23 protein-coding genes are annotated in these 23,044 nt (G+C 67.6%); 15 read left to right on the plus strand and 8 right to left on the minus strand.

Annotated features, from left to right (window positions below; all coding sequences use genetic code 11):
• The first annotated feature begins 152 nt into the window (after positions 1–152).
• From ACP99_RS13825 to ACP99_RS13840, 4 genes are all read left to right on the plus strand, one after another.
• Positions 153–836, plus strand: coding sequence for a helix-turn-helix domain-containing protein (locus ACP99_RS13825; protein WP_049987167.1), 684 nt, complete (start codon positions 153–155; stop codon positions 834–836).
• A 75-nt stretch (positions 837–911) separates the two neighbouring features.
• Positions 912–1,862 carry a Vms1/Ankzf1 family peptidyl-tRNA hydrolase gene (locus ACP99_RS13830; RefSeq protein ID WP_049987168.1) on the plus strand — a complete coding sequence of 317 codons (951 nt, stop codon included), beginning with the start codon at positions 912–914 and terminating at the stop codon, positions 1,860–1,862.
• Between the two features lie 87 nt (positions 1,863–1,949).
• Positions 1,950–3,002, plus strand: coding sequence for a DUF1611 domain-containing protein (locus ACP99_RS13835; RefSeq protein WP_049987169.1), 1,053 nt, complete (start codon positions 1,950–1,952; stop codon positions 3,000–3,002).
• Positions 3,003–3,004: 2 nt separating this feature from the next.
• Complete coding sequence (locus tag ACP99_RS13840; RefSeq protein WP_049987170.1) at positions 3,005–4,042, plus strand: dipeptide epimerase; 1,038 nt, start codon at positions 3,005–3,007, stop codon at positions 4,040–4,042.
• A 43-nt stretch (positions 4,043–4,085) separates the two neighbouring features.
• Here the strand turns inward: ACP99_RS13840 and ACP99_RS20080 are convergent, their stop codons facing one another.
• From ACP99_RS20080 to ACP99_RS13855, 4 genes are all read right to left on the minus strand, one after another.
• Entirely contained in the window at positions 4,086–4,235 is a 150-nt protein-coding gene (locus ACP99_RS20080) for a hypothetical protein (RefSeq protein ID WP_156105734.1), read from the minus strand.
• A gap of 199 nt (positions 4,236–4,434) precedes the next feature.
• Positions 4,435–4,770 carry a DUF7126 family protein gene (locus tag ACP99_RS13845; RefSeq protein WP_049987171.1) on the minus strand — a complete coding sequence of 112 codons (336 nt, stop codon included), beginning with the start codon at positions 4,768–4,770 and terminating at the stop codon, positions 4,435–4,437.
• The gene (gene guaA / locus ACP99_RS13850; RefSeq protein WP_049987172.1) at positions 4,767–5,684 is read right to left on the minus strand and encodes a glutamine-hydrolyzing GMP synthase; all 918 of its coding nucleotides are present in this window, start codon (positions 5,682–5,684) and stop codon (positions 4,767–4,769) included. Before guaA ends, ACP99_RS13845 begins: the two co-directional genes overlap by 4 nt.
• Positions 5,684–7,345, minus strand: a complete 1,662-nt coding sequence (locus tag ACP99_RS13855; RefSeq protein WP_049987173.1) for a CTP synthase — start codon at positions 7,343–7,345, stop codon at positions 5,684–5,686. Before ACP99_RS13855 ends, guaA begins: the two co-directional genes overlap by 1 nt.
• Before the next feature lie 159 nt (positions 7,346–7,504).
• Here ACP99_RS13855 and ACP99_RS13860 point away from each other — a divergent pair, with 159 nt between their 5' ends.
• Positions 7,505–8,305, plus strand: a complete 801-nt coding sequence (locus ACP99_RS13860) for an aldo/keto reductase (protein WP_049987174.1) — start codon at positions 7,505–7,507, stop codon at positions 8,303–8,305.
• 34 nt (positions 8,306–8,339) lie between these two features.
• Here the strand turns inward: ACP99_RS13860 and ppc are convergent, their stop codons facing one another.
• Positions 8,340–11,033: a phosphoenolpyruvate carboxylase gene (gene ppc, locus ACP99_RS13865; RefSeq protein WP_049987175.1), complete on the minus strand. Its 2,694-nt coding sequence runs from the start codon at positions 11,031–11,033 to the stop codon at positions 8,340–8,342.
• A gap of 292 nt (positions 11,034–11,325) precedes the next feature.
• Between ppc and ACP99_RS13870 the strand changes: the two genes are divergently transcribed.
• A complete protein-coding gene (locus tag ACP99_RS13870) occupies positions 11,326–12,171 on the plus strand; it encodes a cytochrome b (RefSeq protein WP_049987176.1) in 846 nt (281 codons plus the stop codon).
• 191 nt (positions 12,172–12,362) lie between these two features.
• The gene (locus ACP99_RS13875) at positions 12,363–12,872 is read left to right on the plus strand and encodes a DUF7344 domain-containing protein (RefSeq protein WP_049987177.1); all 510 of its coding nucleotides are present in this window, start codon (positions 12,363–12,365) and stop codon (positions 12,870–12,872) included.
• Here ACP99_RS13875 and ACP99_RS13880 read toward each other — a convergent pair.
• Entirely contained in the window at positions 12,851–13,294 is a 444-nt protein-coding gene (locus ACP99_RS13880) for a disulfide bond formation protein B (protein WP_049987178.1), read from the minus strand. The genes ACP99_RS13875 and ACP99_RS13880 overlap by 22 nt on opposite strands.
• Before the next feature lie 149 nt (positions 13,295–13,443).
• Here ACP99_RS13880 and ACP99_RS13885 point away from each other — a divergent pair, with 149 nt between their 5' ends.
• The 5 genes from ACP99_RS13885 to ACP99_RS13905 all read left to right on the plus strand — a co-directional run bounded on the left by ACP99_RS13885 (position 13,444) and on the right by ACP99_RS13905 (position 17,859).
• A complete protein-coding gene (locus ACP99_RS13885; protein ID WP_049987179.1) occupies positions 13,444–14,550 on the plus strand; it encodes a branched-chain amino acid ABC transporter permease in 1,107 nt (368 codons plus the stop codon).
• Positions 14,547–15,881 (plus strand): branched-chain amino acid ABC transporter permease, encoded by a 1,335-nt coding sequence (locus tag ACP99_RS13890; protein ID WP_049987180.1) that lies wholly within the window; start codon positions 14,547–14,549, stop codon positions 15,879–15,881. Before ACP99_RS13885 ends, ACP99_RS13890 begins: the two co-directional genes overlap by 4 nt.
• Entirely contained in the window at positions 15,874–16,776 is a 903-nt protein-coding gene (locus ACP99_RS13895; RefSeq protein WP_081927475.1) for an ABC transporter ATP-binding protein, read from the plus strand. The genes ACP99_RS13890 and ACP99_RS13895 overlap by 8 nt, the downstream gene beginning before the upstream one ends.
• Positions 16,773–17,555 (plus strand): ABC transporter ATP-binding protein, encoded by a 783-nt coding sequence (locus ACP99_RS13900; protein ID WP_081927476.1) that lies wholly within the window; start codon positions 16,773–16,775, stop codon positions 17,553–17,555. Before ACP99_RS13895 ends, ACP99_RS13900 begins: the two co-directional genes overlap by 4 nt.
• A gap of 115 nt (positions 17,556–17,670) precedes the next feature.
• Positions 17,671–17,859 carry a hypothetical protein gene (locus ACP99_RS13905; RefSeq protein WP_049987181.1) on the plus strand — a complete coding sequence of 63 codons (189 nt, stop codon included), beginning with the start codon at positions 17,671–17,673 and terminating at the stop codon, positions 17,857–17,859.
• Positions 17,860–17,973: 114 nt separating this feature from the next.
• Here the strand turns inward: ACP99_RS13905 and ACP99_RS13910 are convergent, their stop codons facing one another.
• Entirely contained in the window at positions 17,974–19,371 is a 1,398-nt protein-coding gene (locus ACP99_RS13910) for an ABC transporter substrate-binding protein (RefSeq protein ID WP_049987182.1), read from the minus strand.
• A 255-nt stretch (positions 19,372–19,626) separates the two neighbouring features.
• Here ACP99_RS13910 and udk point away from each other — a divergent pair, with 255 nt between their 5' ends.
• From udk to ACP99_RS13925, 3 genes are all read left to right on the plus strand, one after another.
• The gene (gene udk, locus ACP99_RS13915; RefSeq protein WP_049987214.1) at positions 19,627–20,316 is read left to right on the plus strand and encodes a uridine kinase; all 690 of its coding nucleotides are present in this window, start codon (positions 19,627–19,629) and stop codon (positions 20,314–20,316) included.
• Complete coding sequence (locus tag ACP99_RS13920) at positions 20,313–21,212, plus strand: alpha/beta fold hydrolase (RefSeq protein ID WP_394324870.1); 900 nt, start codon at positions 20,313–20,315, stop codon at positions 21,210–21,212. The genes udk and ACP99_RS13920 overlap by 4 nt, the downstream gene beginning before the upstream one ends.
• 307 nt (positions 21,213–21,519) lie before the next feature.
• Positions 21,520–22,545 (plus strand): AIR synthase family protein, encoded by a 1,026-nt coding sequence (locus ACP99_RS13925; protein ID WP_049987184.1) that lies wholly within the window; start codon positions 21,520–21,522, stop codon positions 22,543–22,545.
• Here ACP99_RS13925 and ACP99_RS13930 read toward each other — a convergent pair.
• On the minus strand, positions 22,542–23,036 hold the full coding sequence (locus tag ACP99_RS13930; protein WP_049987185.1) for a DUF309 domain-containing protein: 495 nt from the start codon (positions 23,034–23,036) through the stop codon (positions 22,542–22,544). The genes ACP99_RS13925 and ACP99_RS13930 overlap by 4 nt on opposite strands.
• Positions 23,037–23,044: the final 8 nt, after the last annotated feature.

A 23,044-nucleotide genomic window follows, 5' to 3' on the forward strand; every position in this document is an offset into this window, starting at 1 on the left:
TGAGTGTATCGGATAGAGACGCAGTCGGTGGTCTGCACGGGATAGTAGCGAAAGCGTGGGCGAATAGCCCGCACCCCTATATTTGGGTATTTTATATATCCGTGAGAACGAATCCCGAACGATTCTTACTCCCGCGCGCCATACCCCCGGCCGTGAATGGGATTCGCGCGGAGATCACCGTCGAATCGCCGCCGGACTGCCCGGCGGCCTCGGCGTCGGCGTCGGCCGGAGCCCCCGCCTCGTCGGTCGCGAAGTCGGTTCCCGCGGATCCGAGCGAACCGGTGACCGAGGAGTTCGTCGTCGACGCGGCGGCCGAGGGATCGACGGGGAACGACGCTCCCGACGATTTCGGGGAATCCCTCTCGGAGGACGACGACCTCGCGGAGGTGTTCTCCTACGGGTCAGAGCGCGTCTACCGGTTCGAGCGCCCGCAGGGACAGACGTGTTTCTGCGAGTGCATCGAGCAGTTCGGCTGCCCCGTCCGCGACGTCCACGCCCGGGACGGCGCGCTGACGGTCAGCTTTCACGCGCCCGACGCCGACACGCTCCGCTCGGTCGTCTCCCGGCTCGAGGAGCGCTGGTCGGGCGTCACCGTCGACCGACTCCTCCGAGCGAGCGACGACGGCGGGAGCGAGGAACTCGTCTTGATCGACCGCGGCGAACTGACAGACCGACAGCGCGAGGTCTTAGAGACCGCACACGAGATGGGCTACTTCGAGTACCCGAAAGGAGCGAACGCGGGCGAGGTCGCAGACGCGCTCGACATCGCCGCCTCGACGTTCACTCAGCACCTCGCCGCCGGCCAGCGGAAGCTGCTCTCGTCGATCCTCTCGTGACCTTCGCGGCGCGGGCGTCGATCTCCCCGTCGCCACGTCCGACAGTATAAGTGGGCCGCGGCCGCGCGTCGAAGTATGCTCGACGAGTTGCTCGGCCGCGCGGAACTCAAAGCCCGGATCGAGGAACTGGAGGAGGAGAAGCGACACCTCGAACGCCGGGCGGCGGCCGAGGAGGAACGCCGCTCGGAGGCGGCCCGGAAGCGACAGGAGGCCGAAGCGGAAGTCAATCGCCTCGAAGACAAGATCGAAGGGCTCGAAGAGCGTGTCGAACGGCTATCCGATACCGACGAGGCCGACGTCGATTTCCGCGGAACCGAAGCCCTCCGGGGCGCGCGCCGCGACGAGATCCTCGATCGGCTCGCGTCCGTCGAGACCGACGCGGAGGGGGCGCTGACGGCGATGGTCCGCGAGGACGTGCCGACGTCCGTCTCCGAGGCGCTCGGCGACCGCGCGGCGCTGGTCCGCCGCGCCGCTCCGTGTCTCGTCTGCGTCGACGACGCCGGCCTCGTCGCCGCCGCGCTCGACCCGCCGACGCCGCCCGCGGCGTTCGACGAGTGGGGGTCGTCGTTTCGGATCGAACGCTCGTGGTTCGCGCCGGTCGAGCCCGTGTGGGTCGCGCTCGTCCGCTCGGACCTCTTCGCGCTCGGCGTCTACGACGGCGAGTCGGTGACGCTCGTCGACGAGGTCGAGTCCGACGTGATGGGCACGCACTCGAAGGGCGGCTTCTCGCAGGCGCGCTTCGAGCGCCGGCGCGACCAGCAGGTCGACGAGCATCTGGACCGCGCACGCGAGGCCATCGACGCGCACCTCGACGCGGCCGACGGCGACGCGCCGGCCGAAGCGGACACCGGTGACGACGACGTGTCGACCGAGCGCGATCTGATCGTCCTCGGCGAGCAGACGGTGCTCGGGCGCTTCACCGACCTCGCCGATCGGACGGCCGCCGTCGACGCCACGGGCGACCCGGCGGAGGCGCTCGACAGCGCGGTTCGTGAGTTCTGGACGGTTCGGCTGTCGCTGTTGTGAACGGGGCTGTCCCCGTCGTGAAGGATCGTCGTCCCTCGGAGCGTTCGGATCAAGAGGATTAAAACCACTGTCGACGTCGGTTCAGGTATGACAGAGCCATCGACGACCGACGACCCGGAACGGGTCGTCGTGCTCGCCCACGAGAAGTTCCCCGAGCGCGCGAAGACCGCCACCGGCGTCCTCAAGTACGCCGATTACGACGTCGTCGCCGTGCTCGATCGCGACCGACCCGGGACCGTCGCGAGCGACCACCGCCGTGACCTGCCGGACGTGCCGATCGTCGAGTCGATGGCGGACGCGCCCGAGGCCGACACGCTCCTCATCGGCATCTCGCCGATCGGCGGCGAGTTCGACGACTCCTGGCGGCCGGACGTCAGAACGGCGATCGAACGCGGCTGCGACGTCGTCTCCGGCCTCCATTACTTCCTCTCGGAGGACGAGGAGTTCGCCGCACTCGCCGACGAACACGGCGTGGCGCTGCGCGACGTGCGAAAGCCCAAGGAGGACCTGGCGGTCGCCGGCGGCCGCAGCGCCGACATCGACGCCGACGTCGTGCTGACGGTCGGCACCGACTGCTCGGTCGGGAAGATGACGGTCTCGCTGGAACTGGTCGAGGCCGCCCGCGAGCGCGGTCTCGACGCGGGGTTCATCCCGACGGGGCAGACCGGGATCATGATCGCCGGGTGGGGCAACCCGATCGATCGCGTCATCTCCGACTTCACCGCGGGCGCGGTCGAGGAGATGTTGCTGGAAGTCGGCGACGACTACGACGTCCTGTTCGTCGAGGGGCAAGGCAGCATCGTCCACCCGGCGTACTCGGCCGTCACCTGCGGCATCCTCCACGGCGCGATGCCCGATTCGATGGTGCTGTGCCACACCGCGGGACGCGAGGTGATCCACGGCTACGAGTCGTTCTCGCTCCCGGAGATCGACGAGTACGTCGATCTCTACGAGAACCTGGCCGCGCCCGTCCACGAGGGCGGCGTCGTCGCCGGCGCGCTGAACACCTCGGGGATCGACGACGACGAGGCGGCGCGGGAGGCCGTCGACGCCTACGCCGAGGAACTCGGCCGGCCCGCGACGGACGTCGTCCGCTTCGACGCCGACGAGATCCTCGATTCGATCTTCGGAGCCGAGTGACGATGCTCTCGACGGAGTTCGAGCGCGTCTCGCTCCCGCTCGCGGACGCGTTCACCATCTCGCGCGGGACCCAAGAGGTCGCCGAGAACGTCGTCGTCCGAGTCACCGACGACGAGGGGCGGACGGGGGTCGGGGGCGCGGCCCCCTCCGGCCACTACGGGGAGACCCCCGAGACGGTCGAAGCCGTGCTCCCGGAACTCCTCGAGGTCGTCGAATCCGTCGGCGATCCCCACGCGATCGAGCGGATCGAGCGCGAACTCCGCACCGTCGTCGAGGACAATCCCGCCGCGCGCGCCGCCGTCGACGTCGCGCTACACGATCTGGCGGCTAAACGGCTGGACGTCCCGCTGTATCGACAGTGGGGACTGGATCCGGACCGCGCCCCGAAGACGTCGTTCACGATCGGACTCGACACCACCGAGCGGATGCGCGAGAAGACCCGCGAAGCCGTCGACGACGGCTACGACGTCCTGAAGGTGAAACTCGGGACCGACCGCGACGAGGAGATCGTCGCCGCCGTCCGCGAGGAGGCGCCGGACGCCAGAATCCGCGTCGACGCCAACGAGGCGTGGACCCCCAGAGAAGCGGTGCGGATGACCGAGCGACTCGACGCCTACGACGTCGAGTTCGTCGAACAGCCCGTCCCGGCCACCGATCCCGACGGTCTCAAGTTCGTCTACGAACGCTCGGCGCTGCCGATCGCGGCCGACGAGTCCTGCGTGACGCTGCCGGACGTCCCCGCGGTCGCGGACCGCACGGACATCGTGAACCTGAAACTGATGAAGACCGGCGGCCTCGCGGAGGCCCGCCGGATGATACACGCCGCGCGGGCCCACGGACTGGAGGTGATGCTCGGCTGTATGATCGAGTCGAACGCGTCGATCGCGGCCGCCTGCCACCTCGCGCCGCTCCTCGATTACGCCGACCTCGACGGCGCGCTGCTGCTCGACGACGACGAGTACGCGGGCGTCCCGATCGAGGGCAGCGAGATCCGACTCGCCGACGTCGACCGCCCGGGGACGGGCGCGCGGCGGACGTAGTATTCCCCGAGAGCCGATTGCATTCTCGACGAGCGTTTATATATCAACGAGCGGCCACTGCCGCTGTGATCTGAGAGACGTCCCGCGTCGTGTCGCGGTTGTTCGGCACGGCGGCGCGGGAGAACGGGAGGTCGTCGCGGTGGGTGGAACCGACGCCGAGACGCCACCGACGCGGGTGCCGACTGTCCGCCAACGCCGACCAGCCACGGCAGAATCACGACTGCTGGGTCGAAAACTCTTAGTTGGTGTCTATGAGTTGTCGTGACGCGTCCGCGGCTCGCTCGCGGATGCGAGGACGGGACCGCCGCTCACCGGATGGCACCTGTAGCGGCCGTCCTGATCCTTCCCGGAGACAGCGCGAAGAGCGGTGCGACCGGCACCGAGATCCGGCGTCAGTCGCTCGCGGCCAGGCTGTCGAGCAGTTCCTCGGCGACGACGTCCGGCTCCAAGAGCGCGGGGTCGACGGCCAGATCGGTCTGCCCGCGGGCGAACTCCGGCAGCGAGTCGCGGCTGTAGGTGACGACTCGGAGGTCCGGGCGCAGCTCCTTGGCGACGGGGATCGCCGAGGCGTCGTCCATCTCGGTGAGCACGAGCGCCCGCGCATCGCCGACTCCGGCGTCGACGAGCGACTGCTTCGTCGCGATGCCCTCCACGCGGACGACGTCAGCGCCGAGCGCGGCGAGCGCGTCGCCGAGTCCGTCGTCGTCGGCCCCTGCGAGCAGGATCATTCGTACTCGATGGTCGCCGGCGGTTTGTGCGTCACGTCGTAGACGACGCGGGCGACGTTCTCGTTCTCGCCGGTGATCCGCGATTGGATGCGCTGGAGCGTCTCCCACGGGAGTTCCTGGGCGCGCGCGGTCATCCCGTCGCGGGACTCCACCGACCGGACCGAGACGATCCACCCGTGGACGCGGTTGTCGCCCTTCACGCCGGTCGCCTTGCCGACGACGGCGGCGAACGCCTGCCAGGGGTCGTGCTCGGCGGTCTCCTCCTCGACGATGTGACACGCCTCGCGGGCGACGGCGACCTTCTCTCTGGTCACCTCGCCGACGACGCGGATCGCCAGCCCCGGGCCGGGGAACGGCATCCGCTCGGAGATGATCTCCTCGAGGCCCAGTTCGCGGGCGACCTCGCGGACCTCGTCTTTGTACAGTTCGCGAACGGGCTCGACGAGGCCCTCGAAGTCGACGACCTCCGGGAGCCCGCCGACGTTGTGGTGGGACTTGATGTTGCCCTCCGACTCGATGCGGTCGGGGTAGATCGTCCCCTGCACGAGGTAGTCGGCGTCGGCGTCTTTCGCCTCGCGCTCGAACTCGCGGATGAACTGCTCGCCGATGGCGTGACGCTTCTCCTCGGGGTCGACGACTCCCGAGAGCGCGTCGAGGAACCGATCCTGCGCCTCGACGACGCGCAGCGAGTCCATGTAGGAGAACGTCTCGCGGATCTGGTCGGTCTCGCCCTTCCGCATCAACCCGGTGTCGACGTAGACGGGCGTGAGCTGGTCGCCGATCGCGCGGTACGCGAGGGCGGCCGCGACCGAGGAGTCGACGCCGCCGGAGAGCGCGATGACCGCGTTCGCGTCGCCGACCTGTTCTTCGATCTCTGCCACTGCGTCGGTGATGAAAGATTCTACGTTGACCATCAGGCTTGCACCTCGGTTTCCTCGGAGAGTTCGCGGGCGTCCAGATCCCCGGCGATCGCGTCGAGCAGTCCCACGAACGGCGGGCTCGCCCGATCGGGCCGCGAGCGGAACTCGGGGTGGAACTGGGTCCCGAGGAAGTACGGGTGGTCCGTCCGTTCGAGGATCTCCATCCGGTTGTTCGCGCGGCCCGAGAACGCGAGCGGGCCGTCCTCGAGTTGCTCGATGTACTCGGGGTTGACCTCGTAGCGGTGTCGGTGCCGCTCGGTACAGACCGTATCGCCGTAGACCGTCGCGGCCAGCGAGCCGGCCTCGATGTCGGTGTCGTGTGCGCCGAGTCGCATCGTCCCGCCCATGTCCTCGACCTCGTACTGCTCGGGGAGGATGTCGATGACCGGGTGGGCGGTGTCGGGGTCGAGCTCCGCGGAGTGGGCGTCCTCGAACCCGAGCACGTTCCGCGCGTGCTCGACGACGGCCATCTGGAAGCCGAGACAGAGCCCGAGGAAGGGCACGTCGTTCTCGCGGCAGTACTGGATCGCCTTGATCTTCCCGGCGGTCCCGCGTGAGCCGAACCCGCCGGGCACGACGACGCCGTCGGCCTCCTTCAGTCGGTTCTCGTGGCGGTCGAGCATCTCGTCGGAGTCGACCCACAGGACGTTCACCTCCGTCCGGCGCTCGATCCCGGCGTGCTTCAGCGCCTCGTGAACGGACATGTACGCGTCTTCGAGGTCGTACTTGCCGACGAGGGCGATGTCGACCTCGTCGGTCCGCTCGCGGGTCACGAGCTCGCGCCAGCGGTTTTCGCGCTCGGGTTTCGGAAGCGCCTCGCCGTCGAGATCCAGCCGCTCCATCACGTACTCGTCCAGGCCCTCCTCTTCGACCATCAGCGGGACGTGATAGACGTCCTCGACGTCGGCGTTCGAGAAGACGGCCTCCGTCGGCACGTCGCAGAACAGCGCGATCTTCTCCTTCGTCTCGGGGTCGAGTTCGTTCTCGCAGCGCCCGACGAGGATGTCTGGTTGGAGGCCAATCGAGCGCAGTTCCTTGACGGAGTGCTGCGTCGGCTTCGTCTTCTGCTCGCCGTTCTTCGAGTACGGGACGAGCGTGACGTGCGTAAAGAGGATGTCGCCGTCGTCCTCCTCGTGAGCGAACTGCCGGAGCGCCTCGAGGTAGGGCATCCCCTCGATGTCGCCGACGGTGCCGCCGACCTCGACGATGCAGACGTCGGTTCCCTCGGCGGCCTCGCGGATGCGGCGCTTGATGTCGTCCGTGATGTGGGGGATGATCTGGACGGTCTTGCCCAGGTAGTCGCCCGCGCGCTCCTTCTCGATGACGTGCTGGTAGGTCTTCCCCGTGGTGACGTTGTGATCGGAGGTCATGTCGACCCCGAGGAAGCGCTCGTAGTTCCCCAGGTCGAGGTCGACCTCGCCGCCGTCTTTCAACACGTACACCTCGCCGTGCTGGTAGGGGTTCATCGTCCCCGCGTCGACGTTGAGATACGGGTCGATCTTGACCGCGGTCACGTCGAAGCCGGCGTTCGACAGCAAGCGGCCGGTGCTCGCCGCGGTGATGCCCTTCCCCAGTCCGGACATCACCCCGCCGGTCACGAAAATGAACTTCCGACCCAGTGTCGGGTCGTACCCGGTGTCGGGTTCCTTCGGCATACCGAGTGTGCGCGAGGGCCCATCAAAACCGTTTCGGAGCGCCCGATCCCCTGCGAGAACCTCGCACGCATCCCACCCGATCGTTCGGCGATCTCGCCGGGGCACCGCACCGAGTCAGACACCGAAAATAACGTCGGCGTCGCGTGCGACTTCCCGGGTATGGCACTCCCACCGCTCGGCCTCGGAACGTACAAACTGACCGATCCGGAGACGGCGAGGACCGCCGTCGCCACCGCCGTCGACCTCGGCTACGACCACGTCGACACCGCCCAGAGCTACGGCAACGAGGAACTCGTCGCCGAGGGTCTCGCGCGCGCCGACCGCGACGCCGACGACGTCTTCGTCGCGACGAAACTCGACACCGCGAACCTCGCGTACGACGACGTTCTCTCGACCGCGCGCGAGAGCGCCGAGCGGCTCGGCGTCGACTCGATCGACCTGCTGTACGTCCACTGGCCGATCGAGACCTACGACCCCGAGGAGACCCTGCCCGCGCTCGACGAACTCGTCGCGGAGGGCGTCGTCGAGAACGTCGGGCTGAGCAACTTCCGGCCGGACCAGCTCGAAGCCGCCATCGAGCGGCTCGACGCGCCGCTGGCGGCCCACCAGGTCGAGATGCACCCGCTCCTGCCGCAGCGGGAGCTGCACGAGCTGGCGGTCGAGCACGGCCACCGACTGGTCGCGTACTGCCCGATCGCGCGCAACCGGGTCGCGGAGGTCGACGCGATCGTCGAGGTCGCGGAGAAGCACGACGCGACGCCCGCGCAGGTGTCGCTCGCGTGGCTGCTCGAGAAGGAGAACGTCACGCCCATTCCGAAATCCGGAACGCCCGCGCACATCCGCGAGAACTTCGGCGCGCTCGACGTCGACCTGGACGCCGAGGACGTCGCCGCCGTCGACGCCGTCGAGGAGCGACACCGCATCGTCGACTTCGACGCCGCGCCTTGGAATCAGCTCTAGGGGCTCCGTCCGGGGTCTCGACCCGACGAGCCCGTTATCCAGTGTTCTTCATTCCGGCGGCGATCCCCTTGACCGTCAGCCGGAGCGTCTGCTCCTCGTCGTCGGTGCGGTACTCCTGGTCGAGGAGGTGCGTCTGCAGCAGGTTCAGCGGGTCGACGTAGGGGTTTCGCCGGCGGAGGCTCTCGTCGAGCCACTCGCGTCTGAGCAGCGAGTCCTGGCCGGTGATGTCGAGGACGACGTCACGGGCGCGTTCGTACTCCTCGCGGAGGTGCGGGAAGAACGCCTCGCGGAGTTCGTCGTCCGCGAGGTCCGCGTAGTACGTCGCGATGTCGAAGTCGGTGCGCGCGAGCGCGAGCGACGCGTTGTCCAGCGTCGTCCGGAAGAACGGCCACTCCTCGTACATTTCCTGCAAGGTTTCGAGGTCGCCGCCGTTCTCGAGGTACGTCTCGATGCCCGTTCCGAGGGCGTACCAGCCCGTGATGATGCAGCGCGACTGCGTCCACGAGAACACCCACGGGATCGCCCGCAGGTCCTCGACGGTCCGCTCGCCCGAGCGCGACGCGGGGCGAGAGCCGAGGTTCAGGTTCTCGATGACGCCGATCGGCGTCGCCTGCCCGAAGTACGTCACGAAGCCGTCGGATTCCAGCAGATCGCGGTACTGCGCGCGCGCGGTCGCGGCCATCTCGTCCATCGCGTCGAGCCACTCCTCGCGGACGTCCTCCTCGGGTTCACGAATGGCCTGATGCCGCGCGCGGACCTGTGCGTTCAGCATCTGTTCGACGTTGCGCTCGGCGATCTGGGGGTTGGCGTACTTCTCCGCGATCGCCTCGCCCTGCTCGGTGAACTTGATCTGGCCCGTGACCGTCTCGTTCGGCAGCGCGAGCATCGCCTCGTTCATCGGGCCGCCGCCGCGGGAGATCGACCCGCCGCGGCCGTGGAACAGCCGCATCTGCACGTCGAAGTCGTCGCAGATCGTCGCGAGGCGGCGCTGGTTCTTGTAGAGGTCCCAGTTGGCGGCCAGAAAGCCGTTCTCCTTGTTCGAGTCGGAGTAGCCCAGCATGATCTCCTGGACGTCGTTGCGCGCCGCGAGCGCCTGCGCGTACGCCTCGTTCTCGAAGAGCGTCCCCATGATCCGGCGCGCGCCGTTGAGCGCCGACTCGGTTTCGAGCAGGGGGACGACGTCGATCCCGCAGTGGTCCGGCAGCGAGACGACGCCCGCCTGATCGGCGAGGAAGAGCACTTCGAGGACGTGGCTGGGCTCCTCGGTCATCGAGATGCAGTAGGTGTCGATCGCGCCGACGCCGAACTCCCGCTGCCACTCGCCGAGCATCTCGAAGCGTTCGAGCACGCGGGCGGCCGTCTCCGAGACGTCGCCGGGGCTGTCGAAGTCGATCACGGGCTCGTCCTGCAGGATCGCCTCCGTCAGCACGTCGACGCGGCCCGACTCGTCGCGGTCTCGGTAGTCGATACCCTCCTGTGCGAGCGCCTCGTGGACGGCTTCGGTGTGGTTCTTCTGGTGGTCTCGGAGGTCGAGGCTCGCGAGGGTGAATCCGAACGTGTCCACCTGCCGCATCAGCGGTTCGACGTACTCGTCGGCGACGGCGTCGGCACCGATCGAGCGCAGGCTCCCGTCGATCACCTCGAGGTCGGAGAGCAGCTCCTCGGGCTCGCCGTAGCCGTCGGGGCGGACGTCCTCGATCCGGCGGAGCCGCTCGCGCATCAGCTTCAGCTTCTGTCTATACGGCTCGCCGGGGTAACGCTCCTCGGCCTCGTCGGCGACGCCGGGTAGCCGCGCGCGGTCGGCCTTCAGCGACCGTTCGAGGTCGGCTCCGGCGTCGACGCGGCGGCCGTCCTGACTGAGTACGCCGGAGAGGCGCTTGAGCGCCTGGCTGTACTTTTCGAGGACCACCGTCCGCTGCCGTTCGAGCGTGTCGGTCGTCACCTCGGTCGTGACGAAGGGGTTGCCGTCGCGGTCAGAGCCCGCCCACGAGCGGAACTCGAAGAGCTTCGGGACGTCGACCTCGGGGTACTCCTCGGCCAGCAGGTCCTCGAACTCGGCGTACACCTCGCCGACGACGTCGAAGAGGATCGATTCGAGGTACCACTGGATGTTCCGCGCCTCGTCTTGGGGCTCGGGGCGGCGCTCGCGGACCTGAGAGGTCTGCCAGAGGCTGGTGACCTCGGCGTCGACCTTCCGCCAGAGCTGGTCGTGCTCCCGGTCGGTGAGCCGACGCTCGTCGAGTTCTTCGAGGCGGCTCGCGATCGATCGGAGCTTCGCCTTCACGGTCTTTCGGCGCGCCTCCGTCGGGTGGGCGGTGAACGTCGGCTCGATGAGGACGTCGTCGAGGACCCGCTGGACGGTGTCGGCGTCCGCGTCGGCTTCGACGAGCGTCTCGACGGTCGCGACGAGTCCGTCGTCGAGTTCGCCCGCCTGCGAGGACTCGCGGACGACGCGGGCGCGCTCGCGCTCCTCGGCGAGGTTGATGAGCTCGAAGTACGTGGTGAACGCGCGAGCGACGATGCTCTCGCCGTCGGGGTCGAGACCGTCGAGCAACGCATCCAGTTCGGCCCTCGACTCCCGTTCGCCCTTTCGGTAGTCGATCGCGGCCGTTCGAATGTCTTCGACGGTCTCGAAGGACTGATCGGAGGTCTGCTCGGCCAACACGTCGCCGAGCAGCGCGCCGAGTTCCCGGACGTCCTGCTTGACGTCCCTGCTGTGTAATTCCATACCTCGCTGTATACTCTCATCCGAGTAAAAAACCACCGAGTCTGCGATCACCGTACCCCACGCGGGACCGGGTATCGGGCCCTGAACGGACCGTTTCGGTCGACGATCGTTGATCCCCCTATCGACGACTAACGTCTTCGAGGCCGCTCGGAGATCACCTGCCGTCGAGAGCACACGGTCGGACCACCCCCCGCCGTCGCTTCTCAACATCTCCGCGGGGTGATGGTTCGTGGAGTGCCGATCCGACCGGGGGTTTCGTCATCCTTTTTACCGGCGGGACGAACTGTCGAATATGAGTGAGCGCGACAAGTATCCGGCGGAGTCGGGTCGTCGCCGGTTCGTGAAGGGTGTCGTGGGGGGCGCGGCGCTCGCGGGCGTCGGCGCGACAGGTGCGACCGCGATCAACTCCGCGACGCAGGCCGCCGGGGCGGGCGGCGGATCGACCGTCGCGTACGCGATCGAGAACACCGACGGCCCCGCCCCGCGCGGGATGCCGCAGATCCCCGTCGAAATCGACGACGAGGGGTACCTCCGCGGCGTCTGGCCGGAAGTGAAGACCGTAGACCAACAGGGCATCCAGGTCACCATCGCCGAGACGGAGGACTTCAAGGGCTCCGGCGTCACCTACGGTTCCGACTGGTTCCAGTTCTGCGGAGTCGAATCCTACGGCGGAATCGACCCCGAGTACGACTCGGACAACTACTTCCGATCGGGGGGTAGCCCCGGCTACGAGTGGCAGAACGAGGCGTACTCCGAGGGCGACCGACTCCACGTCGACGACTTCGAGGACTATCAGGACTGGTCGAACGGCGTCGGGACCGACGGCCTCGGAAAGCCGGCGACCGGCCGCTGGCGCTCCGAGGACGTCGAGGACGTCATCCCGATTCAGGTCATCAAGTCCGACCGCGTGATGGAGATGGCGCAGAACGATCCGTGGCTGGAAGCCTCGACGGAGGAGGGCTTCATCGCGTGGCTCAACAAGTGTACGCACTTCTGCTGTGTCCCCCAGTTCAAAGCCGAGGGGTCGGCGAAGTTCAACGCCGAGGACGACGTCTACTGCCAGTGCCACCAGTCGGTGTACAACCCGTTCAGCATCGTCGAGACGCTGTTCATCGCGCGGCCGCGTCCGACCGAGTAATCCTCTCGAACCGTCTCGACGTCGTCAGACCGGTTTCGACGTCGGATCGAACCGGCTATCGCGGATATCGACGGACGGGCCACGACCGGAACGCAGGCGACTGCCGATTCGGACAGGTTCATGTATGACGACTTCTGAGAGTAGTACGTGATGAGCGAACCCGAGGACGTCCACCGCCCGACGACGGCACACTGGACGCCTCGGAGATCCACGACGTTCTGCGAAACGATCGGCGTCGGCTCGTCCTCGAACGACTTCGCGAGGGAGCCGGAACCGAAACCGTGTCGGACCTCGCAGAGCGGATCGGAGCCGTCGAGGCCGGAGAGTCGCCGCCACCGCGCAACGTCCGCCAGAGCGTGTACGTCTCGCTGCACCAGACGCACCTCCCGAAACTCGACGATCTGGGGATCGTCGAGTACGATCCCGACGCGAAGACGGTGACGATCGCCGACAACGCCGGCGACGTGGCCGTCTATATGGAGGTGGTGCCGCAGTACGGGATCTCGTGGGCGGAGTACTACCTCGGCCTCGGGCTCCTCGGCGGCCTCTCGCTGCTCGCGATCGCCGTCGGAGTGCCGGTGCTCCGGACGCTCCCGCCGGCGGCCGTCGGCGGCGGCCTCTCGGTGCTGCTCGTCGCCTCGGCGGCCTACCAGTTGGTCGATCAGGAGAGCTCGCTCGTTCACCGGCTCCGAGACGACTGATCCTGCCCGCCGTCGCGGTGGAGCCACACCGCCACCGACAGGCCCGTCACGAGGAGGAACGCGAGCAGCGAGAGCCGCGGAATCGTGAGTAGCCCGCCGAGCATCGGGTAGAGAACCGACGAACAGCCGCCGTCGACCGAACAGGTCGCCCCGACCGTCGGTCGCAGTTGGAGCAGCACGTGGTAGGCGGCGACGACGACGCCGACAGCCGAAAGCGGAAGTACCGTCCGGACGACAGCCGGCCGGTCCTCCATCGTCGCCACGCCGAGAACGACCGTCAGCGGGTACAGCAGGATCCGCTGGTACCAGCACAACTCACACGGGACGAGTCCGAGCCCGAGGCTGAACCAGAGGCTTCCGACCGTTCCGACGACGGCGACCGCCGTCGCGACCGCGAGGAGTCGCCGCGTTCGAGTCGTCACGGTTGCGGCGAAACGCCGGGAGGGCTTGATACTGTCGTCGACTCCTCCGACCGCAGACACTACGGCGGCAGATTTTACCGCGCGTCCGGAAACGGGAAGAAAGACTTATCATCGTTTCCCGTCCGCAAATACCGTGAGGATAGTTATCAATGGGTATTGCCGAGACGTACACACGCGGACGGCAGTTCGCGGTCACACGGCCGGGGTCCGTGCTGCTGGCGCTCGTTGGAGTCGTTCTGCTGTTTGACCTGCTCGCAGGTCTCGCGACGGGACAGCACTCCTTCAGCGGCGTCGGCTCGCTCGTCTGGGACGGGCTGATGCGCGGACTGGTCGTCGGTCTCGCGGGCATCGGGCTCTCTATGACGTACAGCATTCTGAACTTCGCGAACTTCGCGCACGGCGATTACATCACCGCTGGGGCGTTCTCCGGGTGGGCGACGACGTACCTCGTCGCCGGTCTGGGGCGCGCCGACGTTGGCGCGCTGCTGCTCGTCGGGGCGGGCGGCTCCGTCTTCGGCGGGTCACTCGGCATCGGCGTCACCGGGACGCCGCTGGCGGTCCTCGCGGGGATTCTGGTCTCCGGGGTCGTCACTGTGGGGCTGGCGCTGTTCGTCGACCGGACGGCGTTCCGTCCGATCCGCGACGCCGACGGGATCACGCTTCTCATCACCAGCATCGGCGTGGCGTTCGCGCTCCGCTATCTGATGCAGTTCGTCTTCGGTGCAAGCGTCCGCGGGACGACGGCCCAACCCCCCGCCGTCGGGCTGTATCTCGTCGACGGCTTCGTCCGCATCGACGCCCACGACGTCGCGCTCGTCGTCGTCGCGGGCGCGCTGATGCTCGCGGTGCACCTCCTCTTGCAACTGACGAAACTCGGCAAGGCGATGCGCGCGATGGCCGACAACGAGGACCTCGCCCAAATCACCGGGATTCCGACAGAGCGCGTCGTTCGCGCGGTGTGGGTGATCGGCGGCGGACTGACGGGCGTCGCTGGCTACATGTTCATCCTCTGGAAGGGGACGCTCGGGTTCAACGACGGCTGGCTGCTGCTGCTCTTGATCTTCGCGGCCGTCATCCTCGGCGGGATCGGGTCGATCTACGGGGCCATCGTCGGCGGTCTCGCGATCGGACTGACGGCGTCGGTCTCGGTCATCTGGATCCCCTCGGCGTTCGCCCGCGCGGCGGCGTTCTTCGTGATGATCGTGCTCCTGTTGGTGAAACCCGAAGGGCTCTTCTCCGGGAGGACGACGGCATGAGCGTCCGCGACGACGTCGCCGACCGCATCCCGGGCGGCGACGCGGGGCTGATCGTCGTCGTCCTCCTCGCGCTGTACGCCGTGTACATTCTCGTGGGGGTCGGTCTCGGCTACTCAGTTCGCGGTCAGTTGAACACGATCGCCGTGCTGACCTTCTACATCGGCGTCTTCGCGATGCTCGCGCTCGCGCTCAATCTCCACTGGGGATACACCGGGCTGTTCAACATCGGTATCGTGGGGTTCATGGCCGTAGGAATCTACGTGATGGCGCTGGTCTCGAAACCGTTGTACGGCTCCGGCGGCGCGGCGCAGGTCGGAGGACTCGGTCTGCCGCTGGTGGTCGGGATCGTCGCCGGGATGGTCGCCGCGGCCCTGCTCGGAGCGCTGGTTGCCTTACCGGCGCTTCGGTTGCGGGCCGACTACCTGGCGATCGTCACGATCGCGATGTCCGAGATCGTCCGCTTTTCGTTCCTCTCGGGCGAACTCCAGCAGTTCCAGTTGTTCGGCGAGCGCGTCGGGTTCGGCGGCGGCTCCGGGCTCATCCTCGATTTCACCAACCCGCTGGAGGCGTTCTTCGCGTTCTTCGGACTGTGGGACGCCTATCTCGGCTTCGTCGACGCGTTCACCGTGATCATCCCCAACAACCCGAAACCTGTCGTCGACGGACTCGTGTACGGCGCGGTGCTTCTCGGCTTCGTCGCCGCGTTCTTCTGGCTCCTGAAGCGAACAGGCGAGTCGCCCTTCGGGCGAGTCCTGAAGGCGATCCGCGAGGACGAGGACGTCGCGAACTCGCTGGGGAAGAACACGAACCGGTTCAAGATCAAGGCGTTCATGCTCGGCTGTGCGCTGATGGGGCTGGTCGGGATCCTCTGGCTGATGACAAGCGGCGCGGTCACGCCGAACTTCTTCCGCCCTCGGATCACCTTCTTCGTCTGGATCGCGCTCATCATCGGCGGCGCGGGCTCGAACACCGGCAGCGTGCTCGGCGGAGCCGTCTTCGCCGCGCTCCTGTACCAGGGCCCGCGGTACCTGAAGAACCTGATCGACACGGTAATCCCGAACGCGGACGCGCCGTCGAGCTTCGGCCCGGCGGTCGCGCCGCTCGTCTCGAACTTCGACCCCGCACCGCTGTTCTTCTACACGATCGACAGCGTCCGACAGCTCCAACTCGTCATTATGGGGTTGGTGTTGATCTGGCTGATGCACAACCGCCCCGAGGGGATGCTCGGGCACCGCAAGGAGACCGCCGCGGGGATTCCCCTGACCGCGTCGCGAGCGCGCGGGACGGCGAGCACCGACGGCGGCGACGCGGGAGGTGAGGTCGATGAGTGACACCGACGCGACGAACGCCGAGGCGGAGTCAGAGCCCTCGGGCGCTGCGGGCGGCACGGGCGCGCCCACAACGGAAGAGCCGTCGACCCGGCTGGATCTCGGCTCCGGCGGCCCCGACGTCTCCGAGCAGTACCCGTTGCAGGTCGACGGTCTGCGAAAGACCTTCGGTGGGATCACCGCCGTCGACGACGCGTCGTTCCAAGTCGAGCGCGGGACGCTCACGGGCCTCATCGGCCCGAACGGCGCGGGGAAGTCGACGACGTTCAACCTCATCACCGGGATGCTGACCCCCGACGCGGGCACCGTCACGTTCGACGGCGAGGACATCACCGGCCAGCGGCCGCACGCGATCGCGAACAAGGGGCTCGTCCGGACGTTCCAGATCGCGAGAGAACTGCGGGATATGACCGTCTTGGAGAACTTAATGCTCGCACCGAAGGCCCAGCGCGGAGAGGCGCTCTGGCGCTCGGTCACTCCCGGCTTCCGCGACGACGTCGTCGAACAGGAGGAGGAACTCCTCGAACGGGTCTGGAACGTCCTCGAGTTCTTCGACATCGACCACATCGCCGAGGAGTACGCGGGCAACCTCTCCGGTGGGCAGCGCAAACTGCTGGAGATGGCACGCGCGCTGCTCACCGATCCGGACATGCTCCTGTTGGACGAACCGTTCGCGGGCGTCAATCCGTCGCTGGAGAAACGCCTGCTCGAACACGTACACGAACTGCGCGAGCAAGGCTACACCTTCCTGCTCGTCGAACACGACATGGACCTGATTATGGAGAACTGCGAGCGAGTGATCGTCCTGCATCAGGGGCAGGTCCTCACCGAGGGGTCACCCGCGGAGATTCAGGCGAACGAGGAGGTCATCGAGGCCTACCTCGGGGGGAACGTATGAGCGCAGACACCGAACGGGACCCTCCGTCGGGTGACGGCGACGTGTCCCGAAAGACGGTCCCCGACCGCGAGGGGCAGTCGCTGCTCGAAGTGCGGGGCCTCGACGCGGGCTACGGCGACCTGCAGATCCTCACCGACGTCGATATGGACGTCGCAGGCGGGGAGTACGTGACGATCGTCGGACCGAACGGCGCGGGGAAGTCGACGGTGATGAAGTCGATCTTCGGGCTCACGTCGCACATGGGCGGGACGGTGACGTTCGAGGGCGAGGACATCACCGGACTCCGCCCCGAGGAGATCATCCACGAGGGGATCGGCTACGTGCCGCAGAACGACAACGTGTTCGCCTCCCTGACGGTCAGAGAGAACTTGGAGATGGGCGCGTACATCCTCGATTCGGTGCCGCAGGACGCCCTCGACGCCGTCTTCGAGCGCTTCCCGATCCTCGAAGAGCGACAGTCGCAGAAGGCGGGGACGATGTCGGGCGGCCAACAGCAGATGCTCGCGATGGGTCGGGCGCTGATGTTGGAGCCCTCGCTGCTGCTCCTGGACGAACCGTCGGCGGGGCTCGCGCCCGACTTCGTCGACGATATGTTCGACCGCATCGACGCGATCAACGACGACGGGACGGCGGTGCTGATGGTCGAACAGAACGCCAAGGAGGCGCTGCGGCGCTGTGATCGCGGCTACGTCCTCGCGAACGGACGGAACCGCTACATGGACGACGGCGACGTCCTCCTGAACGACGAGCAGGTCCGCAAGGACTTCCTCGGTGGGTAAGACGCCGAGCCAGAGCGGCTTCTGTCCCTCCGGTGTCGGTCCCTCTGCCTCACCGAATGCGGGTGCTACTGACACTCAAATAACAGTTAAGTGACGTCAGGACCGTTCGAGGCGTATGTCTGCTGCTGCCGCACGGTTCTGGCAGGAGTGCGACCGCTATCACGACCTCGCCGAGCGGTTCGAGCGAAACGTCGAGGTGGCGCACCCCGACTACCTGACGGGACGGAGTGGCTACTACGGCTGCGGCTGCGCGTGGTGTGCGAGGGAGATCACGTACTACCGGTACACGGGGCCGCGACTGTAAGTCGCAGACGGGGATCGAGGCCCTTCGCTGGCGGGGGGGGGGGCGAGCGAGTCCGGCGACTGACTGCCTCCGTAGCGACGCCAAAAAACGGTGATCGAGAGGGTCCCGCGTCCCTTATTCGGGGCCCGAAAGCGCCGTACTGATGACCGAGGAGTAGGAGGATTCGCCGATGTTGAAGGCGACCTGCCTGTAGACCTCACCGTCGAAGGTTTCCTCGAAGACGTTGCTGAAGCGCTCGGAGAGCTGCTGGCCGTAGTCGTTGTTGACGTACAGCGTCGCGACGTTGTCGACGCCGAGCCGTTCGGACATCACCTGCGCCATCACGCGGCCCTGGAGGATGTCCGACGGTGCCGTCCGGAAGATGTAGTCGTTGTCTTCGAGGTTCGTGACGGACAGCGCCGTTGACGAGGGCGAGCAACCGACGACCTCGTTCGGGATGAACACCTCCTGAGAGACGGGGACGTTCACGCCAGAGGACGCAGACCCGCAGACGCTCGGGACGCCGGCGCTCACGAGCGACTCGGCCGCCGCGGTCCCGGCGCTCGGAGAGGTCTGGGAGTCCTCGATCTGGGCGTTGACCTCGAGGCCGGCGGGGTTGGCCTCGTTGATCTGAATCGCCGGGAGCTCGGCTGCCTGGATCATCGGCGCACCGACCGAAGCGAGGTCACCCGTCTCCGGCAGGAGGATGCCGACCGACATCTCGCGGTCGCTGCCGCCGGGGCCGCTGTCGGCGGCCGGTCCCGAACCGTCGGGGTTCTCGCCCTCGAAGTTCTGCACTTCGATGTTCTCGGCCGCTCCCTCGTCGGCGTTGAACTCCCAGATCGCGTAGGCTGCCGAGGCCGGGTCGCCGGCCTCGTTGAAGTTCGTCGCCGAGGACGCGCCCTGGTAGTTCACGTCCTCGCCGTTGGCGGCCGCTTCGATCCCCTCGACGAGGTTCTCCGGCGTGACCTCCATTCCGCCGGGGTTGGCGACCCGACGCATCTGGTCGCGGATCGCCGTCCCGTCGTTCTCTCCGGCGGCGGCGTTCGCGAGTAACTGGATCGCGACCGAGTCGTACGACTGCGAGGTGAACACGCCCGGCGAGGCGTCGTACTCCTCTTGGAAGAGGGTGTTGAACGCCTCCTGGTTCGGCCCGCCAGCCGCCGGGGCCGTCCCGATCACGTTCTCCATATCGTTTCCGACCTGTCCCGGCATCGACCCGTCTCTGAGGCCGTCCGGAACGAGTATCTCCTCTTCGCCGTCCGACTGGCTGTAGTAGTCGCGGAACAGCTGAATCCCGCTTTCGGGGTAGCCGATGATGACGAGCCCGTCTGGGCCGTCCGAACTGCCGCCGCCGCTGTCACCGCTACTGTCTTCTCCACTGTCGCCACCGCTGTCCCCCCCACTGTCGCCACCGCTGTCTCCCCCACTGTCGCCGGGACTGCCGATACAGCCGGCGACGCCTGTCGCGCCGATCGCTCCCGCCGCACCGACCTGCTTCAGGAATCTGCGTCGTACGATATCACGTGCCATAAGCACGGAAATGGGACACCTCAATATAAATGTACCCGTCGCGACACTGCGTGATCAGGTGTCGTCAACGAACGATACGGAACGTTCCGCGGCGACAGCCCCGGTTCAACACGAACCCCGGTTCCTGATCGAAATCGCCGTTGCATATCCTCTCGACTTTTTGAGAGGACCTGTTTGCCGCTCGCGTCGACAGATCCGCGCGAACCGTTCGTCGAACCGCCACGCTCAAGCGCTCGGAGCCTCCTCCTTCAGAAAATGACTATCCCCTCGTTCGTCATCGGGATCGCGGGCGGGACCGGCGCGGGGAAGACGACGGTTGCGCGGCTCATCACCCGCAACGTCGGCGACTCCGTCACGCGAATCCCGCTCGACAACTACTACGAGGACCTGAGTCACCTCGACATCGAAGAGCGCGAGGGCGTGAACTACGACCACCCCTCGGCCTTCGAGTGGGAACTCCTCCGTGAGCAGCTCGGGACGCTGCTGGAGGGACAGGCGATCGAGATGCCGACGTACGACTTCGAGGTCCACAACCGAACCGACGAGACGATCCGCGTCGAGCCCACCGACGTCATCATTCTGGAGGGAATCCTCACGCTGTACGACGAAGAGATCAACGAGATGCTGGATCTCAGACTCTACGTCGAGACCGACGCCGACGTCCGCATCCTGCGGCGGATCCAGCGCGACGTCATCGAGCGCGGTCGCGACCTCGAGGGCGTCATCGACCAGTACCTCTCGACGGTGAAACCGATGCACGAGCAGTTCGTCGAGCCGACGAAGAAGCACGCGGACCTGATCGTTCCAGAGGGCGCGAACAGCGTCGCCGTCGACCTCCTCGAAGAGAAGATCCACGCCGAGGTCGAGGGCACGTCCGGGCGCGACTGGGAGCGACCGTCGACCGAGGAGTTCGCGGACCAACTCGTCGTCGACCCCGACGAGTGAGTATGTCGACCGGCCTCCTCGCGTCGGACGTCGGCGTCGACGCCGACTCACGGTTCGTCGACGTCGGCGAGGTGACGCTGCACGTCGTCGACGCCGGACCCGAGACGGGCGAGCCCGTCGTTCTGCTCCACGGCTTTCCGGAGTGTTGGTACGGCTGGCACGAGTACGTCGAACCGCTGGCCGAGGCCGGCTACCGGGTGCTCGTCCCGGATCAGCGCGGCTACAACGCGAGCGAGAAGCCCACCGACGTCGGGGCGTACCACGTCGACTCGCTCGCGGGCGACGTGACGGGACTGCTGGACGCGCTCGGCGTCGACGACGCCCACCTCGTCGGCCACGACTGGGGCGCGTACGTCGCGTGGTGGGTCGGGCTCCACGCGCCCGACCGGCTCCGAACGCTGTCGATCCTCAACGTCCCGCACCCGACGGCGTTCCGTCGAGCGCTGACGCGAGACCCGCGGCAGATGCTGCGCAGTTGGTACGTGCTCTTCTTCCAACTGCCGTACCTCCCCGAGCGGCTGGCGCGCACCGGAAACTGGCGGGTGCTCACGGACCTGTTCGAGCGAAGCAGCCGCCCGGGGACGTTCGACGAGGCGGACCTCGACCGCTACCGGACCGCGTGGGCGGTCGAGGGCGCGTACCGATCGATGCTGAACTGGTACCGCGCGATCGTCCGCGCGAACTCCCGTCCGCGGACGACCCGCGTGGAGACGCCGACACTCGTGCTGTGGGGCGCGAACGACGACTTCCTACTGGAGTCGCTGGCCGACGAGAGCGTCCGGTTCTGCGAGTCGGGCCGGCTGGTCACGCTCGACGACGCGACCCACTGGCTGCACCACGAGTTCCCCGACCGGATCCTGAACGAACTCACCGACCAGTTCGAGCTGGGGCCGTGAGCGACGGGATCGAAACGCTACCCACCGCTCCGGTGAGCTACGTATCGGTACGGACGACTCTTAGCGAGCTTCTTGTGGTGGAGGCCGGGAGTCCCACTCGGCGCGAGGCCGATCACGTGCCTACCGACGTCGGACCCGACGGGATGAGCTCCGTCGGACTCGCACTCGCGCCACTTCGTGAGCCGCTGGCCGGGTTCCCCCGCCCGGCCACCTTCGTTTTCCGACCCGCCTCGGAGGCCGAGCGCGGTCTCCGCCGACGCCGCACCCACAGCGCTACGTTGAAATCGAACCACCGAGACGTACCGGTATGCCGGACCTCGGAAAAGTCGACCGCGCGTTCTTCGACGAGCACGTCTTCCCGCGGCTCGGGGCCGACCGCGACGACGTCACGGTGGGGCCGACACACGGCGTCGACTTCGGGTTGCTGGACGTCGGCGGGCGAGCGGTCGCCATCGCCACCGATCCCGTCTCCGTTCTCCCGGGCCTCGGTTTCGAGCGCGCCGGCCGCTTCGCCCTCGACTTCGTTCTCGCCGACGTCGCCGTCTCGGGGCTGCCGCCCTCGCATCTCGCGGTCTCCTTCACGCTCCCGCCCGACCTCGACGACGAGTCGTTCGCGACGCTCTGGGAGTCGATGCACGCGGAGGCCGAAGACCTGGGCGTCTCGATCGTCACCGGCCACACCGCCCGGTACGCCGGCTGTTCGTTCCCGTGGGTGGGCGGCGCGACGGCGCTCGCGGTCGGCGACCACGACTCGGTGATCCGCCCGGACAGGGCGCGCGTCGGCGACGACGTGCTCGTGACGAAGGGGCCCGCCGTGGAGGCGACCGGGTTGCTCACGACGCTGTTTCCCGACCAGATCGAACTCGACGAGGCGACGCTGTCAGCCGCGCAGGCGCGCCTCGACGAGGCCTCCTGCGTCCGCGACGCGATGACGGCCGCGGCCGCCGGCGGCGTGCACGCGATGCACGACGCGACCGAGTGCGGCCTGTACGGCGCGTTCGTCGAGATGGCCTCGGGCGCGGACGTCCGACTCGACCTCTCGACGAGCGAGATTCCGATTCGTCCCGGCGTCCGCGAGACGTGCGACGCGCTCGGCATCGACCCGTGGGCGGCGACCACCGGCGGGACGCTGGTGCTCGCCGTCGACCCCGACCGCACGAGCGACGTGGTCGCGGCGCTGGAGGCCGAGGGGACGCCCGTCGGCGTCGCCGGGACGGTCGAGTCCGGGTCCGGCGTGGTCGTCGACGGGGAGACGATCGAGCATCCGGGGATCGACCCGTCCTGGGCGGCGTACGACCGCCTCGCAGCGGCGGCCGGCGGCGAAGACGACTAGTCCAACCGCTCGGCGTACTCGCGGTCGAGCCGATCCGCTTCCGGGCGCTCGCCGTCGAGTGCGATGCGCCAGCCCGCTAACGCCTCGGGATCGTCGAGCGCCGCTTCGATGGTCGCTCTGACCTCGGCGACGTCGACGCCGTAGTAGTCGTCCGGGACGCCGTCGAGGTACTGCAGCGCCGTCCGGAACAGCGAGCGCATCCCCGAGTCGTCCTCGAAGTCGAAGTGCTTGTACGCGCCCGCGGCGACCTGCACCATCCCGTGGAGGAAGGCGCTCTCGGTCGTGCCGGAGCCGTAGTTGTACCACTCGTCCTCGAAACAGTCGTGGGACTCGTGGAACGCGCCCGAGTTGTAGAGGCGGACGCCGTGGACCGTCGCGCGGCGGAGCGTCCCGTGCTCCCACCCGTTCGAGACCCGTCGCTCGCGGTCCCAGCCGGTGGGTGCGCCGGCCGTCGGGGGCGCGACGGCGTCGTCGCGGGTGTGGTCGTTCACGACTCACC

The organism is Halobellus rufus, from assembly GCF_000739575.1.
Lineage (GTDB): Archaea > Halobacteriota > Halobacteria > Halobacteriales > Haloferacaceae > Haloquadratum > Haloquadratum rufum.

Coding starts and splice junctions, on each gene's coding strand:
- ACP99_RS13895 (WP_081927475.1), top strand. CDS start 15,874: ATGAGTGACACCGACGCGACGAACGCCGAGGCGGAGTCAGAGCCCTCG.
- ACP99_RS13870 (WP_049987176.1), top strand. CDS start 11,326: ATGAGTGAGCGCGACAAGTATCCGGCGGAGTCGGGTCGTCGCCGGTTC.
- ACP99_RS13900 (WP_081927476.1), top strand. CDS start 16,773: ATGAGCGCAGACACCGAACGGGACCCTCCGTCGGGTGACGGCGACGTG.
- ACP99_RS13890 (WP_049987180.1), top strand. CDS start 14,547: ATGAGCGTCCGCGACGACGTCGCCGACCGCATCCCGGGCGGCGACGCG.
- ACP99_RS13860 (WP_049987174.1), top strand. CDS start 7,505: ATGGCACTCCCACCGCTCGGCCTCGGAACGTACAAACTGACCGATCCG.
- udk (WP_049987214.1), top strand. CDS start 19,627: ATGACTATCCCCTCGTTCGTCATCGGGATCGCGGGCGGGACCGGCGCG.
- guaA (WP_049987172.1), bottom strand. CDS start 5,684: ATGGTCAACGTAGAATCTTTCATCACCGACGCAGTGGCAGAGATCGAA.
- ACP99_RS13845 (WP_049987171.1), bottom strand. CDS start 4,770: ATGATCCTGCTCGCAGGGGCCGACGACGACGGACTCGGCGACGCGCTC.
- ACP99_RS13830 (WP_049987168.1), top strand. CDS start 912: ATGCTCGACGAGTTGCTCGGCCGCGCGGAACTCAAAGCCCGGATCGAG.
- ACP99_RS13905 (WP_049987181.1), top strand. CDS start 17,671: ATGTCTGCTGCTGCCGCACGGTTCTGGCAGGAGTGCGACCGCTATCAC.
- ACP99_RS13925 (WP_049987184.1), top strand. CDS start 21,520: ATGCCGGACCTCGGAAAAGTCGACCGCGCGTTCTTCGACGAGCACGTC.
- ACP99_RS13910 (WP_049987182.1), bottom strand. CDS start 19,371: ATGGCACGTGATATCGTACGACGCAGATTCCTGAAGCAGGTCGGTGCG.
- ACP99_RS13855 (WP_049987173.1), bottom strand. CDS start 7,345: ATGCCGAAGGAACCCGACACCGGGTACGACCCGACACTGGGTCGGAAG.
- ACP99_RS13835 (WP_049987169.1), top strand. CDS start 1,950: ATGACAGAGCCATCGACGACCGACGACCCGGAACGGGTCGTCGTGCTC.
- ACP99_RS13885 (WP_049987179.1), top strand. CDS start 13,444: ATGGGTATTGCCGAGACGTACACACGCGGACGGCAGTTCGCGGTCACA.
- ppc (WP_049987175.1), bottom strand. CDS start 11,033: ATGGAATTACACAGCAGGGACGTCAAGCAGGACGTCCGGGAACTCGGC.
- ACP99_RS13840 (WP_049987170.1), top strand. CDS start 3,005: ATGCTCTCGACGGAGTTCGAGCGCGTCTCGCTCCCGCTCGCGGACGCG.